At 63.7% G+C, this 15797-nt stretch carries 14 protein-coding genes; 4 read left to right on the top strand and 10 right to left on the bottom strand.

What is annotated here, in order from left to right:
- Nucleotides 1–56: 56 nt before the first annotated feature.
- The 4 genes from AC0QUY_RS05980 to AC0QUY_RS05965 form a co-directional block, all read right to left on the bottom strand.
- Nucleotides 57–1016, bottom strand: coding sequence for an MBL fold metallo-hydrolase (locus AC0QUY_RS05980; protein ID WP_475386134.1), 960 nt, complete (start codon nt 1014–1016; stop codon nt 57–59).
- Nucleotides 1017–1170: 154 nt separating this feature from the next.
- A complete protein-coding gene (locus AC0QUY_RS05975) occupies nt 1171–2145 on the bottom strand; it encodes an SMP-30/gluconolactonase/LRE family protein (protein ID WP_475386133.1) in 975 nt (324 codons plus the stop codon).
- Nucleotides 2146–2221: 76 nt separating this feature from the next.
- The gene (map, locus tag AC0QUY_RS05970) at nt 2222–3046 is read right to left on the bottom strand and encodes a type I methionyl aminopeptidase (RefSeq protein ID WP_475386132.1); all 825 of its coding nucleotides are present in this window, start codon (nt 3044–3046) and stop codon (nt 2222–2224) included.
- A gap of 117 nt (nt 3047–3163) precedes the next feature.
- Complete coding sequence (locus AC0QUY_RS05965) at nt 3164–4480, bottom strand: mechanosensitive ion channel family protein (RefSeq protein ID WP_161851443.1); 1317 nt, start codon at nt 4478–4480, stop codon at nt 3164–3166.
- 214 nt (nt 4481–4694) lie between these two features.
- Here AC0QUY_RS05965 and AC0QUY_RS05960 point away from each other — a divergent pair, with 214 nt between their 5' ends.
- A complete protein-coding gene (locus AC0QUY_RS05960; protein WP_475386131.1) occupies nt 4695–6485 on the top strand; it encodes a potassium/proton antiporter in 1791 nt (596 codons plus the stop codon).
- Nucleotides 6486–6538: 53 nt separating this feature from the next.
- Here the strand turns inward: AC0QUY_RS05960 and AC0QUY_RS05955 are convergent, their stop codons facing one another.
- A complete protein-coding gene (locus tag AC0QUY_RS05955) occupies nt 6539–6748 on the bottom strand; it encodes a dodecin (RefSeq protein WP_156435839.1) in 210 nt (69 codons plus the stop codon).
- A gap of 282 nt (nt 6749–7030) precedes the next feature.
- On the opposite strand from AC0QUY_RS05955, the gene AC0QUY_RS05950 reads away from it, so the two are divergent.
- From AC0QUY_RS05950 to ilvD, 3 genes are all read left to right on the top strand, one after another.
- Nucleotides 7031–7960 (top strand): glycine reductase, encoded by a 930-nt coding sequence (locus tag AC0QUY_RS05950; RefSeq protein ID WP_475386130.1) that lies wholly within the window; start codon nt 7031–7033, stop codon nt 7958–7960.
- Nucleotides 7961–8142: 182 nt separating this feature from the next.
- A complete protein-coding gene (locus tag AC0QUY_RS05945; protein WP_475386129.1) occupies nt 8143–9336 on the top strand; it encodes a CaiB/BaiF CoA transferase family protein in 1194 nt (397 codons plus the stop codon).
- Nucleotides 9337–9689: 353 nt separating this feature from the next.
- Nucleotides 9690–11534 carry a dihydroxy-acid dehydratase gene (gene ilvD / locus AC0QUY_RS05940; protein ID WP_475386128.1) on the top strand — a complete coding sequence of 615 codons (1845 nt, stop codon included), beginning with the start codon at nt 9690–9692 and terminating at the stop codon, nt 11532–11534.
- Nucleotides 11535–11750: 216 nt separating this feature from the next.
- On the opposite strand, the gene modC is transcribed toward ilvD, so the two are convergent.
- From modC to mepA, 5 genes are all read right to left on the bottom strand, one after another.
- Complete coding sequence (gene modC, locus AC0QUY_RS05935; RefSeq protein WP_475386127.1) at nt 11751–12413, bottom strand: molybdenum ABC transporter ATP-binding protein; 663 nt, start codon at nt 12411–12413, stop codon at nt 11751–11753.
- A gap of 2 nt (nt 12414–12415) precedes the next feature.
- A complete protein-coding gene (gene modB / locus AC0QUY_RS05930; protein ID WP_475386126.1) occupies nt 12416–13111 on the bottom strand; it encodes a molybdate ABC transporter permease subunit in 696 nt (231 codons plus the stop codon).
- The gene (modA, locus tag AC0QUY_RS05925) at nt 13111–13896 is read right to left on the bottom strand and encodes a molybdate ABC transporter substrate-binding protein (RefSeq protein WP_475386125.1); all 786 of its coding nucleotides are present in this window, start codon (nt 13894–13896) and stop codon (nt 13111–13113) included. The genes modB and modA overlap by 1 nt, the downstream gene beginning before the upstream one ends.
- Nucleotides 13897–14107: 211 nt before the next feature.
- Complete coding sequence (locus AC0QUY_RS05920) at nt 14108–14632, bottom strand: Spy/CpxP family protein refolding chaperone (protein WP_475386124.1); 525 nt, start codon at nt 14630–14632, stop codon at nt 14108–14110.
- 34 nt (nt 14633–14666) lie between these two features.
- A complete protein-coding gene (gene mepA / locus AC0QUY_RS05915; protein ID WP_475386123.1) occupies nt 14667–15614 on the bottom strand; it encodes a penicillin-insensitive murein endopeptidase in 948 nt (315 codons plus the stop codon).
- Between the last annotated feature and the right edge of the window lie 183 nt (nt 15615–15797).

The raw sequence follows: 15797 nt of genomic DNA, 5'->3' as shown, positions 1-15797 counted from the left end.
GAAAAGGCGCCACGCGGTAAGCGCGGCGCCTTCAACCGTTTCAGATCGATACGCTATCAGGCCTTCACGGCGGCGAAGGCATAGCCGTTGCCGTCCTTGGTCAGTGTGCCGACATTCGGGAAGCCGAAATGATAGCCGGCGATCATGCCCTTTTCGGCGATGACGCGATCGAAGAACGCGCGGCGCGTCGCTTCCGCCTTCGGCCCGTCGGCGTCGAATGCCGAGAACCAGCCCGGATTTCTCACGAACAGCTGATGGATGCCGGTAACGTCGCTCTGGATGAAGAGCTGCTGTCCGCCCGACGCCACCAGGAAGGACATGTGTCCGACGGTATGGCCCGGCGTGGCGATGGCCTTGACGCCAGGCGCGAGGTCGGCGCCATCGTTGTATTGCTTGACGTTCTTCCAGGTCGGGAAGGTCGCCTGAATCCGCTTGATGAAGGGACGATTGGCCTCCGGCACCTTCTCCACCAGCGCCGGATCAGTCGCGAACTTGAATTCCACCTCAGGCATCATGATTTCCGCGTTCGGGAACACCTGTGCGCTGGTCTCCTTCACCCACAGGCCCGAGATGTGATCGGGATGGAAATGCGAGATCACGACCGCCGAGACCGTCGTGGGATCGAGGCCAGCCGCCTTCATGTTGTCGGCGAGCTTGCCGACAGTCGCCGGGCCGTTGCCGCCAAAGCCGGTGTCGAACAGGATGACCTTGCCGCCGGTTCGGATCGCGGTGACGGTGAAGGGATTGTCGATCTTGTCGGGACCGATGCCTGCAGCGGTAAGCGCCTTCTTGACGTCGTCGAGCGAGGCGTTCTTGACCATGCCCTCGGCGACCGTGCGCTCGATGGTTCCATCATGCAGGCTGAAGACCTCGATGTCCCCGACCTTGTATTTGAGGCTGTCCGCAGCACGCTGCGCATGCGCCGCGCCGATGAACGAAACCGGTCCCTTGAGGCCGAAAACCAGCGCCGCCCCCGTGCTTCCGAGGACCAGATCGCGACGTGAAATCTCGAACATTGCCCTTGCTCCCTTTAATTGATCCCTAGCCCGCAAGCCTTCTCTTTTGGAAGGCTCGCGCATTACTACCCCGGACAAGGCGAGCTATTCCTGTGTGAAGCCGCTTCAATTACAGGCAGAGGTTGCTGCAACGCCCGCTGGTTTTTCCGCCGTCTCAGCAAATGCGAGGCATTTGCAAACAGGGCTCGCGGCCAGGGCGGCCGACGCGAAACGCTTCGATGAAGCCGCCGTCCTTCTGGGTCACGAAGACGGTTTTGCCGTCGGGACCGCCAAAGGTGAGGTTGGTCGGCTCCTTGCCGCGCAGCGGCACCTCGCGTTCGAGCGATCCATCGGCGCCGATAATGGCGATCGTGCCGGCGGAAAGCCGGGCGAGATAGATCCGGCCGTCGACGTCGGTGCGCAGGCCGTCGACCTCGAAATCCGCAAAACCCCTGATCAGCCGCGGGTCGAGCAATTTGCTGCCGTCGAGACGATAGGCCCATACCTGCCGCGAATTCGACTCGCTCACGTAAAGGGTAGCGCCATCCGGGCTCAAATCGATGCCGTTGGTTACGCCAAGACGCCTGGTAGAGGACATCACTTCACCTTGCCCCTTGCCATCCGGCCCACGGACAATGCGCCAAATCTGGCCGCCCGAGGGTGGTGCAAATCGCGGGTCGCTGGCATAGAGCGTGCCGTCCGCCGCGACCGCGAGGTCGTTCGGCTGATTGAATCGATCGGAATGAAAGTAAATTCGTGGTGTGGTTTCGCCTGATGCGATGACCCACACATTGTGTTTCTTGAAATCGGCAATGTACATCCGCCCCTGCCTGTCGAAGCGGATCCCGTTGCCGATGCTATCACCGGGAAGCGATGTGAAGAGCTGGGATTGCGAGGCGCCTGGCGCGACCTTGCCGATGTTGCCGCGCTGTCGAAAATTGACGACGTAGAGGTTGCCGGACGCGTCGACCGCGGGACCTTCGATGCCGGACGTGTACTCGCCCTGCGGCGTGATCCGCTTGCTCACGAACAGGGCGTCCTCGGCGGCGGTGCCATGACTTGCGAAAAAGGGGCTTGCGAAAAAAGCGGCCGATGCGACCAGGCAGGTGGCGGCCAATCCCGCTCGAAGGTCTCGTTCGCGGGTCGTCATCGCCTGTCCCCTGCTGAACGCCATCGGCACAAGCGCGCTCCCAGGGGCGCGAGCAGGTCAGGCTGAATGCGCTACCTCAGATGGCGGCGTACGGCTTCTCGCCGTGGCGCTCCGACAGCGTGAAAATCTCGACGCCGGTCGCGGTCACGCCGACCGAATGCTCGAACTGTGCCGACAGCGAGCGGTCGCGCGTCACCGCGGTCCAGCCATCGGACAGGATTTTTACATGCGGCTTGCCGAGATTGATCATCGGCTCGATGGTGAAGAACATGCCGGGCTTGAGCATAACGCCTTCGCCGGGCCGGCCGATATGGATGATGTTGGGCTCGTCGTGGAACATGCGCCCCAGCCCATGGCCGCAGAAATCGCGCACCACGCTCATGCCTTGCGGCTCGACGAAGCTCTGGATGGCGTGGCCGATATCGCCGGTGGTGGCGCCGGGCTTCACCGCGGCAATGCCGCGCATCATCGCTTCATAGGTGACCTCGATCAGCCGCTCCGCCTTGCGGGCGATCGGGCCGATCACATACATGCGGCTGGAATCGCCATACCAGCCGTCGACGATGAAGGTGACGTCGATATTGACGATGTCGCCCTCTTTCATCGCGCGGTCGCCGGGCATGCCGTGGCAGACAACATGATTGATCGAGGTGCAGGTCGAGTAGCGGTAGCCGCGATACATCAGCGTCGCCGGGTAGGCGCCGTGGCTGAAGGCGAAGTCGCGGACGAATTCGTCGATCCGGGAAGTCGGGACGCCCGCCTTGACGATGTCGGTGAGCTCGTCGAGGCATTTGGCCACCAGCGCGCCGGCCTTGCGCATGCCGGCAAAGCCGCTCGCGCCATGCAGCTTGATCTGGCCGGTTTTTCGCAAGGAGGTATCTGTTGCTTCGATATAGCTCATGGGCGGGTCATGCTTCGGGAACGGAAAAAAGAGGCTGATTTGAACGTCTAATTTAATGATCCGACCGCTCAGTGCAAGCCAAGGTTGGGACTCCGAGCCGCCTTAAAAAGCTTGCATCTAGCCGGAAACCTCCACCACCTGCTCGACCGGCAGCGCGCCGCCGCGGACGCGGATTTCGCGGACCGGATAGGGAACGCGGATGCCCTCGCGCTTGAACGCGTCCCACAGCGCCAGCATCACCTCGCTCTTGACGTTGTCCATGCCGTCGGGGTCGGCGATCCAGAAGGTCAGCGAAAATTTCATGCCGGCTTCGGCGAACTCGGTGATGATGCAGTTCGGCGGCTTGTTCTTGATGGCGCGCGGGGCGGCCGCCGCAACCTCGATCGCCAGCTTGCAGACGAGGCGGGGATCAGCGTCGTAGTTGGTGCTGAACAGCACCTTCACCAGCGTATTCTTGTCGGTGTAGGTCCAGTTCACGACCTTCTGCGTCACCAGATCCTCGTTCGGGATCAGGAACTCGCGGCCGTCGCCGGCGGCGACCGAGATGTAGCGCGTCTTCATCGCGCTGATCCGGCCCGAACTGTCGCCGATGGTGACGAGGTCGCCGGGTTTCACGGATTTGTCCGCCAGCAGGATGATGCCCGAGATGAAATTGGCGACGATCTTCTGCAGGCCGAGGCCGATACCGACGCCGGCCGCGCCGGTAAAAACCGCTAGCGCCGAAAGGTTGATGCCGACGGTACCGAGCGCGATCGCGATCGCCACCACCATCAGTCCGATGCGGATAATCTTGACCAGCAGCACCTGGACCGACGGCGTCAGGTCGCTGGCGCGGGTAATCCTGCTTTCGATGAAGTTGCTGGCGATGTTGGTCAGCCAAAGCGCAGCGATCAGCAGTGCGCCAGCCTTGATCAGCAGCAGCGGCGTCAGCCGCAAGCCGCCGATCTCGATCGCAAACGAGTCCAGCGTTTCCGCTGCCGGGTCGAGTTGCCCAAGGATACTCAGCGCCGCGACAAACCATGCCGTTATCGACACCAGCTTGACGATGAAGGCGTTGCGGATCACCGAAGTCACGAGCCGGATCACGAGCCACGCCAGCGCCAGCTTGGCGGCGACCATCAGAAGATAGCTGCGGCTTGGCCACGTCAGGTGGTACATCGTGACGCGCTCCGCGATCACCAGGACCGCGAACACCGCGGTCGACGCGCTGCCGACCAGCACGCGGACGAAATGCCGGAGCGGCAACGGCCAGCGCATCGCCAGCGACGTCATGTCGACCCGCGCGCGGATCGCCGCATCCGCCGCATAGGCGATGCCGGCGGCGGTCAGCATCAGCCCGAACTGCAGATAGAACCATGGCGAGGTGACCTCTGCGCCGACCGATCGCGCAGTCGATTGCAGAAACTCAATGATTTCCTTCAGGGCCATGTCCATCGGTAAATCTCGTCAGGCGGAGCGCAGGCAATTTGATTCGAACGGTTGGCAGATTTCCACAATCCGGGCGGGCGGACCATCGATACATCGACCGGCCAAGTCAGGTTAGCCCTTAAAACAGGGCGTATTGCCGCTATTGCAGAAATGGGTTGGCGTTCAACTGTGGCAACGATATGGATGCAATTGCAAGTATTTGCGATAATTACAGAGGTTCATGGCTTCTCTCGACTCGGTCAGCATCGCCATCTTTCTGGGCGCCATTCTGGTGATGGCGGGCATCCTGTCGAGCCTGCTCGCGTTGCGCTTCGGGGCGCCCTTGCTGCTGGTGTTCCTTGGGATCGGCATGCTGGCGGGCGATGCCGGGCCGGGCCAACTCAACTACAACGACGTCCGCACCACCTATCTGGTGGGGTCGGTGGCACTGGCGCTGATACTGTTCGATGGCGGCTTGCGAACGAAATTTCAGAGCATCCGCACCGTGCTGGCGCCCTCGATGGTGCTGGCGACGATCGGCGTATTGCTTACCGCGCTGGTGACCGCGCCGGTCGCCAGATATGTGCTTGATCTCAATTGGACCGAGTCGCTCCTGGTCGGCGCGGTGGTGGCGTCGACCGATGCAGCCGCGGTATTTCTGCTCGTCCACACCCAGGGCCTGCGCCTTCGCCCGCGTGTCGGGGCGACGCTGGAGGCGGAATCCGGCACCAACGATCCGTTCGCGATCTTCCTCACTTTGATGCTGGTCGAATTCATTTCGATCGGTCAAAGCTCACCCGGACATGTCGTATTCGAACTCGCCCGCGAGGGCCTGCTCGGCGGCGTGATCGGCGTGATCGGCGGCCGCCTGGTGGTACTGGCGCTCAATCGGGTAGCGCTGCCGCAGGGCCTGCATGCGCCCTTCGTCACCACGGCCGCGCTGGTGATCTTCGGCGTGGCGCAGATCGCGCATGCCTCGGGCTTTCTCGCGGTCTATCTCGCCGGCATCATAATCGGCAACCGGCCGACGCGCGCGCATAATTCGGTGATCACATTCTTGGATGCCGCGACCTGGCTGGCGCAGATCGTGATGTTCGTCCTGCTCGGGCTGCTCTCGTCGCCGCAACGGCTGCTGGACAGCGTAGGGCCGGCGGTGATCGTGGCACTGGTGCTGATGCTGGCGGCGCGGCCAATCGCGGTGTTCCTGTGCCTGGTGCCGTTCCGCTTCAACTGGCGCGAAAAGATCTTCATCGCCTGGACCGGCCTGCGTGGCGCGGTCGCAATCTTCCTCGCCTCGATCCCGATGCTGGTCGGATTGCCAAAGGCCTACCTCTATTTCGACGTTGCCTTTGTCGTGGTCATCATCTCGCTGTTGCTGCAGGGCTGGACGCTGGCGCCGGCGGCGCGCTGGCTGCATGTAGCGCTGCCGCGCGTGGACCGCGGTCCCAGGCGCGTCGAGCTCGATCTGCCCGGCCAGCTCGAGCAGCAGCTGGTCGGTTATCCCGTGCGTCCGAAAAGCCTATATTTCCGGCGCGGGTTGCTGCCATCCTGGTCCAAGCCGACGCTGGTGATCCGCGAGGAACGGATTCTCTCTCCCGCCGAGGCCGATCCGATTGCCGCGGGGGATTACATCTATCTGCTGGCGCCGCCGGAAAAGGCCGAGGCGCTGGACCGTTTCTTTGTCGACATGGCGCCGAGTTCGGCGCCCGACCCGCATCTGCTCGGCGATTTCATGGTTTCCGGCGAGCATACCCTCGGCGAACTGGCCCAGATCTACGGCGTATCGGCCGGCGAAGAGCATGCCACGCTGACGCTGGCGGATTATTTCGACATTCATCTCGATCATGCGCCGAAGGTGGGCGCCGAGCTCGTGCTCGATCCGATCGTGCTGGTCGCGCGCAGCATCAGCGGTGGCCGAGTCAATGTGGTCGGCCTGCGCCTGCCTGAGGATGAGGAGGCCGTGCCGCTGACACGCAGGCAGAAGGCCAGGCGCAAGCTGGCGGAGATCTGGTCGTCGGTCGCCGGGGTTTGACTCCGCGGGAATGCGAACCATGGCTTGCGCCTGTCGCGCGCGTTGCGCTGGAATTACTCTTCCAGGGTAAATCCAACCCTCAAGGTGACCTGGTAGTGGCGAACAGATCCATTTTCGATATGGCCTCTGGTCTGCACGACTTCGAACCATTTCATTTCGCGAATGGTTTTTGACGCACGGGTAATGGCGTTCTGAATCGCGTCCTCGATGCTTTTTTCGGAAGACCCTACGAGATCGAGGATCTTGTACACGTGATCCTTCATTCCGGCGGTATCGGGCATGGCAAACCTCCATTGCGGCCATCGGTGCTCAATTCTGAACGAGTTGGCGACCTCCACAGTTCCATGATTTTCTGCTGACTTGTGCATCGCGGTGCACTGCCGCGCGACTGGGCCAACGATCAAAGGCTCCGCGTGCAATGCATCGATGCGCAGCCGCCGTGCATCATCCGGCGCATTCCGCTGTTGAGGAATAGGCGAACTATCATTAGCTTAGCCGGAGGTCAGCCGATGACCTCACGGTGGAAACGCAGGAGAGACACAACAATGTCCGGCCCGTCAGACGATCAACTCGGCTTTGCACCCGATTACGATTCTCCTGTCCCCTATATGCAGCGCACGCGCGACTACTATGCTGCGATCGGCTACACCACGCCGTACCGCTGGGCGCACTATGTCGATGCGCCGTTTCAGCCGCTGAAGAAGCCGCTGGCGCAGTCACGCGTGACCATCGTCACGACCGCCGCGCAATATGATCCCGCCAAGGGCGATCAGGGTCCCGGCGCGGCCTATAATGGCAGCGCTAAGTTCTACACGGTCTATGACGGCGATACCTCGAAACAGCACGATTTGCGGATCTCGCATATCGGCTACGACCGCAAGCATACGACCGCGACCGACAGCGGCACCTGGTTTCCGCTGCCGCAGCTTGTGAAGGCGAGGGCCGCGGGACGGATAGGCGAGGTCGCGCCGCGCTTCTTCGGCGCGCCGACCAATCGCAGCCATCGCGTCACCATCGATGTCGACGCGCCCGACATCCTCGCCCGTTGCCTCGCCGATCAGGTCGATGTCGCGGTGATCGTTCCGAACTGTCCGGTCTGTCACCAGACGTCAGCGCTGGTGGCGCGCCATCTCGAAGCCAACGGGATCGCCACCGTCGTGATGGGTTGCGCCAAGGATATCGTCGAGTTCGCGGCCGCGCCCCGTTTCCTGTTTTCGGATTTCCCGCTCGGCAATTCCGCGGGCAAGCCGCATGACGTGGAGTCGCAGGCGCAGACGCTGGAGCTGGCGCTGCGGCTGTTGGAGTCTGCACCCGGCGCGCGCACCACGATGCAGTCGCCGCTGCGCTGGAGCGAGGATGCTTCCTGGAAGCTCGACTACAACAACATCGCCCAGATGAGTCCGGAAGAGCTGGCGCGGCGTCGCGCCGAGTTCGACAAGCAGAAGGAGATCGCGCGCGGCAACCGGGCAGCGTGAGGCTGCTTTCCTTCTCCCCTTGTGGGAGAAGGTGGCGCGGACGCAGTCCGCGCCGGATGAGGGGTATCTCACTGCGCACTCGGTATTCGCGGAGAGAACCTCTCACCCGTCTTCGCTTCGCGAAGCCACCCTCTCCCACAAGGGGCGAGGGAAGAAAGAAGAAAGAGGCAGGAGGATCCCCTTTGACCCGACCGTTTGAAGGCGTGAAGATTCTCGACCTCACGCAGGTGCTGGCTGGGCCCTATGCGAGCTACCAGCTCGCGCTGCTCGGGGCCGACGTCATCAAGGTGGAGCGGCGCGAGGGCGAGGATATGCGCCGCACGCCGTTGAGCCGGGAATGGGCCGAGCGTGGGCTGGCACCGGGCTGGCAGGCGATCAACGGCAACAAGCGCAGCCTCACCCTCGACCTCTCGAAGCCGGAGGCGATCGCCATCGTCAAGCAGCTCGCCGCGCAGGCCGACGTGGTGATGGAGAACTTTCGTCCCGGCGTGATGGACAAGCTCGGCATCGGCTACGCCGCGCTGTCGGCGATCAATCCGCGGCTGATCTACTGCGCCATTTCCGGCTTCGGCCAGACCGGCCCCGAGCGGCTCGGCGCCGGCTATGACGGCAAGATGCAGGCGCTGTCAGGCATCATGTCGATTACGGGCCACGCCGAGACCGGGCCGACGCGGGCGGGCTTTGCCGTCTGCGACGTGCTGTCGGGCGCCACCGCGGCCTTCGGCGTGTCGAGCGCGCTGTTCCAGCGCACCCATACCGGCAAGGGCCAGCTGGTCGACGTCTCCATGCTGGAGGCGACGCTGGCGTTCCTGTCGGGCCAGGTGGCGGACTATTCAGTGGCCGGCCACCGCCAGCAGCTTTCCGGCAATCAGGCCGTCAGCCGCCGGCCGACCGCCAACCTCTTCAAGGCGGGCGAGGGCTATCTGCTGCTCGCCGTCAACAGCGAGAAGCAATACATTGCCTTGATGACGGCGCTCGGCCGCGCCGACGCGCTGGAGGACCCGCGCTTCGTCGATTGGTTTGCCCGCCAGGAGAACGAGAAGGCACTGCGGGCCATTATCGAGGAGGCGCTGTCAAGCAAGGACCCGCGCGAGTGGGAGAAGATACTGGAAGCCGCGGGCGCGCCCTGCGCCAGCATCTGGAAGGTCGAGGAAGTCATCGACCATCCGCAGATCGCGGCGCGCGGCGCCATTCAGGAGATCGAGACGCCCTATGGCCGCCTGCGCTTTGCCGGCAACGGTTTCCAGCTCGCCCATGGCGGCGGCAGGCTCGACCGGATGGCGCCGGCGCTGAGCGCCCATACCGAGGAGGTGCTGGCCTCGCTCGGCTACGACACGAAGGCGATCGCAGAACTGCGGGCGCGCGAGGTCGTCTAAAGCGTGATGGGATTAGGTTCTATTGCGACCACGAAGAAGGTGCGGCTCCCTCTCCCGCTTGCGGGGGAGGGCCGGGGTGGGGGTGTCTCCGCGGGTCACACTGGCCGAGTGGAGAGAGCCCCCACCCGGCGCTTCGCGCCGACCTAAGAGCGAGCTTCGCTCGTCTCGACCCCGCAAGCGGGAGAGGTGAAGCGCGTCCGCTGCCAAACCTAACCAATGCACTAGCGGCGCGGGAGGTCCGGTTCCTGTCCCGTTTTGGGGTCACCCGCGCATGGCGACCCTGCGCCAAGCCGCTTTGTGCGGCCGGGCTTCCCGTCTAAAAGACGCCTTTCCCGATCCTAGAAGGATAGATCATGCCCGCCTACCGCTCTCGAACCACGACCCATGGCCGCAACATGGCGGGCGCCCGCGGCCTCTGGCGCGCCACCGGCATGAAGAACGAGGACTTTGGCAAGCCGATCATTGCCGTGGTCAATTCGTTCACCCAGTTCGTGCCCGGCCACGTGCACCTGAAGGACCTCGGCCAGCTCGTCGCGCGCGAGATCGAAAAGGCGGGCGGCGTTGCCAAAGAGTTCAGCACCATCGCGGTCGATGATGGCATCGCGATGGGCCATGACGGCATGCTCTACAGCCTGCCGTCGCGCGAAATCATCGCCGACAGCGTCGAATACATGGTCAACGCACATTGCGCCGACGCCATGGTCTGCATCTCGAACTGCGACAAGATCACGCCCGGCATGCTGATGGCTGCGCTGCGGATCAACATCCCGACCGTGTTCGTCTCGGGCGGGCCGATGGAATCGGGCAAGGTCAATCTCAAAGGAAAAATCCGCGCGGTCGACTTGATCGACGCCATGGTCGCCGCTGCCGACACCAGCGTCAGCGACGCGGATGTCGAAGTGATCGAGCGCTCGGCGTGCCCGACCTGCGGCTCGTGCTCGGGCATGTTCACGGCCAATTCCATGAACTGCCTCACCGAGGCGCTCGGCCTTGCGCTGCCCGGCAACGGCTCGGTGCTGGCCACGCATGCCGACCGCAAGGGGCTGTTCGTCGAGGCCGGCCATCTGATCGTTGACCTCGCGCGGCGTTATTACGAGCAGGATGACGATACCGCGCTGCCGCGCACCATCGCCAACTTCAAGGCGTTCGAGAATGCGATGACGCTCGACATCGCCATGGGTGGCTCGACCAACACGGTGCTGCATCTCTTGGCGGCCGCTTACGAAGGCAAGGTGCCGTTCACTATGCAAGACATCGACCGGCTATCGCGGCGGGTGCCTGTGCTGTGCAAGGTGGCGCCGTCGGTGGCCGACGTGCATCTGGAAGACGTGCACCGCGCCGGCGGCGTGATGGCCATTTTGGGCGAACTCGACCGCGCCGGCCTGCTCAATCGTGGCCTGCCGATGGTTCACAGCAAGACGCTGGAGGACGCGCTCGGCCGCTGGGATATCGTGCGCACCAAGAGCGAAAGCGTGCGGAAATTCTTCACGGCCGCGCCGGGCAATGTGCCGACCCAAGTCGCGTTCAGCCAGGAGCGCCGGTTCGAGGAGCTCGATACCGACCGCGCCACCGGCTGCATCCGAGATGCCGCGCACGCGTTCTCGAAAGACGGCGGCCTCGCCGTGCTGTCGGGCAATCTTGCGCTGGACGGCTGCATCGTGAAGACCGCCGGCGTCGATGAGAGCATTCTGAAGTTCGAGGGACCGGCGCGGATCTTTGAAAGCCAGGACGCCGCGGTCGAAGGCATTCTGGGCGGCAAGATCAAGGCCGGCGACGTCGTCGTGGTCCGCTACGAGGGCCCGCGCGGCGGTCCCGGCATGCAGGAGATGCTGTATCCGACCAGCTATCTGAAATCGAAGGGGCTCGGAAAGGTCTGCGCGCTGATCACCGACGGCCGCTTCTCCGGCGGCTCCTCGGGCCTGTCGATCGGGCACATCTCGCCGGAAGCCGCCGAAGGCGGTTTGATCGGGTTGGTGGAGGATGGCGATCTCATCAAGATCGATATCCCCGCGCGTTCGATCAGCCTCGTGGTCGATGATGTGACGCTGGCGAAACGTCGCGAAGCCATGCTGGCCCGCGGGGCGGAGGCATGGAAGCCCGCCAAGAAGCGCAGCCGCAACGTGTCGATGGCGCTGAAGGCCTATGCGGCGCTGACGACCAGCGCAGCGCGCGGCGCAGTGCGCGTCGTTCCGGAGTGAGCTACTGCAGCGGGATCTTGTTCGATTTTGCGGAGAGTCTTCTTACCTCTCCCGCTTGCGGGGGAGGTCGGATCGCATCGTTAGATGCGATCCGGGTGGGGGCTCTCTCCACACGGGCAGTGTGACTCGCGGAGACACCCCCACCCCGGCCCTCCCCCGCAAGCGGGAGAGGGAGTCGAGCCCTTCACGGTCGCTCGCAGCTAACTCAACTACCCGCTACGTCGTCAGCACCTTGACGCCGCCGAGCGCGGTCACCCGGCCGCGCTTGAGCATCACGATCTGCGTCGCGAGCTGGCGCAGCTCGGCCGCGTCGTGGCTGACATAGACCATGGGAATGCCCTCGTCGCGCAGCCGCACCAGGTAGGGCAGGATTTCCTCCTTGCGGCCCTCATCGAGCGAACCCAGCGGCTCGTCCAGCAGCAGCAAGCGTGGCTTTGACAACAGCGCGCGGCCGAGCGCGACGCGCTGACGCTCGCCGCCGGAGAGTTTTCCGGGTCGGCGATCCCTGAGGCCGCCGATGTCGAGCAGGTCCGTGATGCGCGCAGACTGCACGGCATCTTCCGCAAGGCCGTTCATGCGCCGGCCGTAGTCGAGGTTCTGCTGCACGTTAAGATGCGGAAACAGTCGCGCGTCCTGAAACACGTAGCCGATCCGGCGCCGGTGCGGTGGCAGATGGACGCCTTTCGACGTGTCATCCAGCGTTTCGCCGTCGAGCGCGATGATGCCGCGGTCGGGCCGCAGCAGGCCCGCGATCATGTTGATCAGCGAGGTCTTGCCGGCGCCGGATGCGCCGAACAGGCCGGTGACGCGGCCCTGGCTTTCGAACGAGGCTTCGAGCGAGAACTCGCCGAGTTGCTTGGTGACGTCGACGCGCAACATGGTCAATTCCCGTGCAGGCGTTTGGTCGCGCGCCGCGCGAACCATTCGGATGCGATCAAAGCGCCCATTGCGATCACGGTGGAAACGACAACCAGCCGTCCTGCCGCGGCGTCGCCATCGGGGGTCTGGATCAGCGAATAGATCGCCGACGAAATGGTCTGGGTCTCGCCGGGAATGTTGGAGACGAATGTGATGGTGGCGCCGAACTCGCCGATCGCCTTGGCAAAGCCCAGCACCATGCCGGCTAGTACGCCTGGCAGCGCCAGCGGCAAGGTGACCGTCGCAAATACTTTCCACGGTGGTGCACCGAGAGTGCTTGCAGCCTGCTCCAGACGGCGATCGATCGCATCGATCGAGAGCCGGATCGGTCGCACCAGCAACGGAAACGACATGATGCCGCAGGCGAGCGCAGCGCCGGTCCAGCGAAACGCGAACACAATGCCGAGATGGTCGGCGAGCCATGCGCCGACCAGGCCGCGACGGCCAAAGGTCAGCAGCAGCAAATAGCCGGTGACGACCGGCGGCAGCACCAGCGGCAAATGGACCAGGGCGTCGAGGATCGATTTGCCCCAGAATTCACGCCGCGCCAGCAGCCATGCCAGCGCAACGCCGAACGGCGTCGCCACCAGCGTTGCGATGATGGCGACCCGCAGCGACAGCAGGATGGCGGTCCATTCGGCCAGCGAGATTTCGAACATCAGGTTGACGGGCTGACGAGGAATTTGAAGCCGTATTTCTCGAGGATGGTCTTTGCTGCCGTCGAACGCAGGAAGGCGAGATAATCGGAAGCCCCCGGCTTCGCAGTCGTCGTCGCCGCTACCGGATAGATGATCGCGGGATGGGAATCGGCCGGGAAGGTGCCGACGATCTTGACACCGGGCTCGATCTTGGCGTCGGTGGCATAGACAATGCCCAGAACAGCCTCGCCGCGCGCCACCAGCGTCAGCGCGGCACGCACGCTTTCGGCCATCGCAAATTTGGACTCGGCGGCCTGCCATACGCCAAGCTTCTCCAGCGCCGCCTTGGCGTATTTGCCGGCGGGTACGGATTTGACGTCGCCGGTGGCGATCCGGCCATCGCCCGCGAGCCTGGCGAGATCGAAGCCGGGGCCGATGTTCACATTGTCGGTCTTGGAGTCCTTCGGCGCGATCAACACGATGCTGTTGCCGAGCAGATTGACCCGGCTCGATTCATTGATGGTCTTCCTGGAGGTCGCGTAATCCATCCAGTCGGTGTCGGCAGAGATGAACACGTCGGCCGGTGCGCCCTGTTCGATCTGCCGGGCGAGCGCCGAGCTGGCGGCGTAGCTGACGGTGATCTTGGCTCCGGTCTTCGCGGTATAGGCGGCGTCGATCTCGTCTAGCGCGTTCTTCATCGAGGCCGCGGCAAACACCGTCAGGGATTTTTCCTGCGCGGCGGCGGGTGAGGGGGTGGTTGTTAGTGATATGGCGAAGGCCAGGAAAAGGCCGGCAAGACGATTCATCGGGCGCTCCATGCCTGATGGCGAGCGGCGGTTGCCGTGCGCAAGACAGGCGTTGGTTGGGTGAGACGACTGTCGGAAGCGCCGTTCCGTGATCCCTGGTGGACTTGCGGTCGATCGGGATGTCGCCAGCCCTGACAATAGTCAGGAAGGGGGCAGAGGTAAAGGCGGCTGCACCGCCTTGCAAGATGCAACCGGGTCACTTGTCGGTTGGTTAGTGGTGATGATGTCGCTTGTGCCCACCGCTGCCGTAGCCCCGCAGTTCCGCATATTTTGTCATTTGCGATGGGGTCAGGATGGTCCCGGTCGACAAATGATATTTCAGATGGGTCTCGCGCAGCATCCCCTGCGTGGCGGCGACGGCCGCGGTAGACGCTTTCAGGCTTTCCGGCGTGACGGTGCGGGTCGCAAACTGCTTGTCCAGTTCGGCTTCCTGCTCGATCAGTCTCGCGCCGAGCGGCATCGCCTCGGCCTTCATGGAATCGAACAGGCGCTGCATGCTGGCGCGTTGCTCGGTGGAGAGTTCGAGCTTGTCGGCGAGTTCGAGAACGTGCAACGGCCCCGGATAGCCGTTCAGTTCGGCCGCGAGCGCCAGGCCCATTCCGCGGCCGGCGCCGAGGTCGGCAATCTGCTGCTCGGATAGCGCCTTGATCGAGCGTGCCTGCATCCCCGCGTAGGGCGTTTGTGCATGCACGCTGGTGACGAAAGCGATGGATGCGATCACGGGCCAGATCTTCATCGATATTCTCCAGTGGGTCTGTTCGCTTACATCGTCAGTGTTTTGCATCAGGCGCGTTCAGCACCGCCTTGCAGGCCGGCGGCAGCGACGCCATCGTCATCGGCGGCTTCGGTTTTGGCGGCACTTTCGGCGGCTTCGGATGCAGCACCGCATCGCTGAACCAGTAGGCGAGATCGGCAGGTTGGCAACCTTCGCCCTCGTTCGGCTCGGGTTGGCTCTCGCATTCGCCGGCGCCGGGCGGGCATCTGATGCGGATGTGGAAGTGATAGTCATGGCCGTACATCGGGCGCACCTTGTGCAGCCAGTATCGGTCCCCCTTGGCCTCGCGACACAGCGCCTTCTTGATCGCGGCATTGACGAAGATGCGCTGCACGCTGGGCTCCTGCGCGGCGGCGCGGATGACGGCAAGATGCGTCGGCGTCCAGGCGTGCGGATCGATGTCGAGCCGATCGTTGCGCACCATCATCACCGCCGACATCTCCTCGCGCTCGTTGCGCGATAGTTGCCGGTTCGGCATCGGCGTCAGCCAGATGTCGGCATCTAACCCCACCTGATGGCTGGCATGTCCAGTAAACATCGGCCCGCCGCGCGGCTGCGACATATCGCCGACCAAGATGCCCGGCCAGCCGGCATCTCGCCGTGCCCTTGCTGCCAGCCGCTTTACCAGCGCGACCAGATCGGGGTGGCCCCAGTAGCGATTGCGCGACAGCCGCATCACCTGCCAATTGTCGCCGTTGATCGGCAACCCTTCCGCGCCCGAGATGCAGCCACGGGCGTAGAATCCGTGCACGCGCGTCGGCATGGCCGCCGGCAGCAGCTTGCGGCCGAACAGCTCCTTGGCGGCGACATTGGGATCGTTGGGGTTGGCAAGCGGCGGCAGCGGCTTCGGATTGACCGTGCCCTTGTCCTGCGCCCATGCGCTGGCGGCATGGGCGGCGGCGATCAAGGTGATGAGCGGGATCAGAATCAGGCGAGGGTTCATCGGATCACTCTATTCGCGCCAGCGTAGCATGAATGGGCAGGGGAGGACAGGCACGGCAAACACAATTGCTCTCGCCTACAAGGTCGCGGCTCGCCCACGCGCAACGGCCCGCGCAACACACGCATCGAAATAAACCAGAGCGGGACAATCATTTCGGACGATCCCGCTCCAGCTTCCGATCTT

Source organism: Bradyrhizobium sp. WYCCWR15520 (assembly GCF_056174665.1).
Note: the sequence above shows the minus strand (reverse complement) of the source record. Positions and strands in the feature narration are given on the sequence as shown.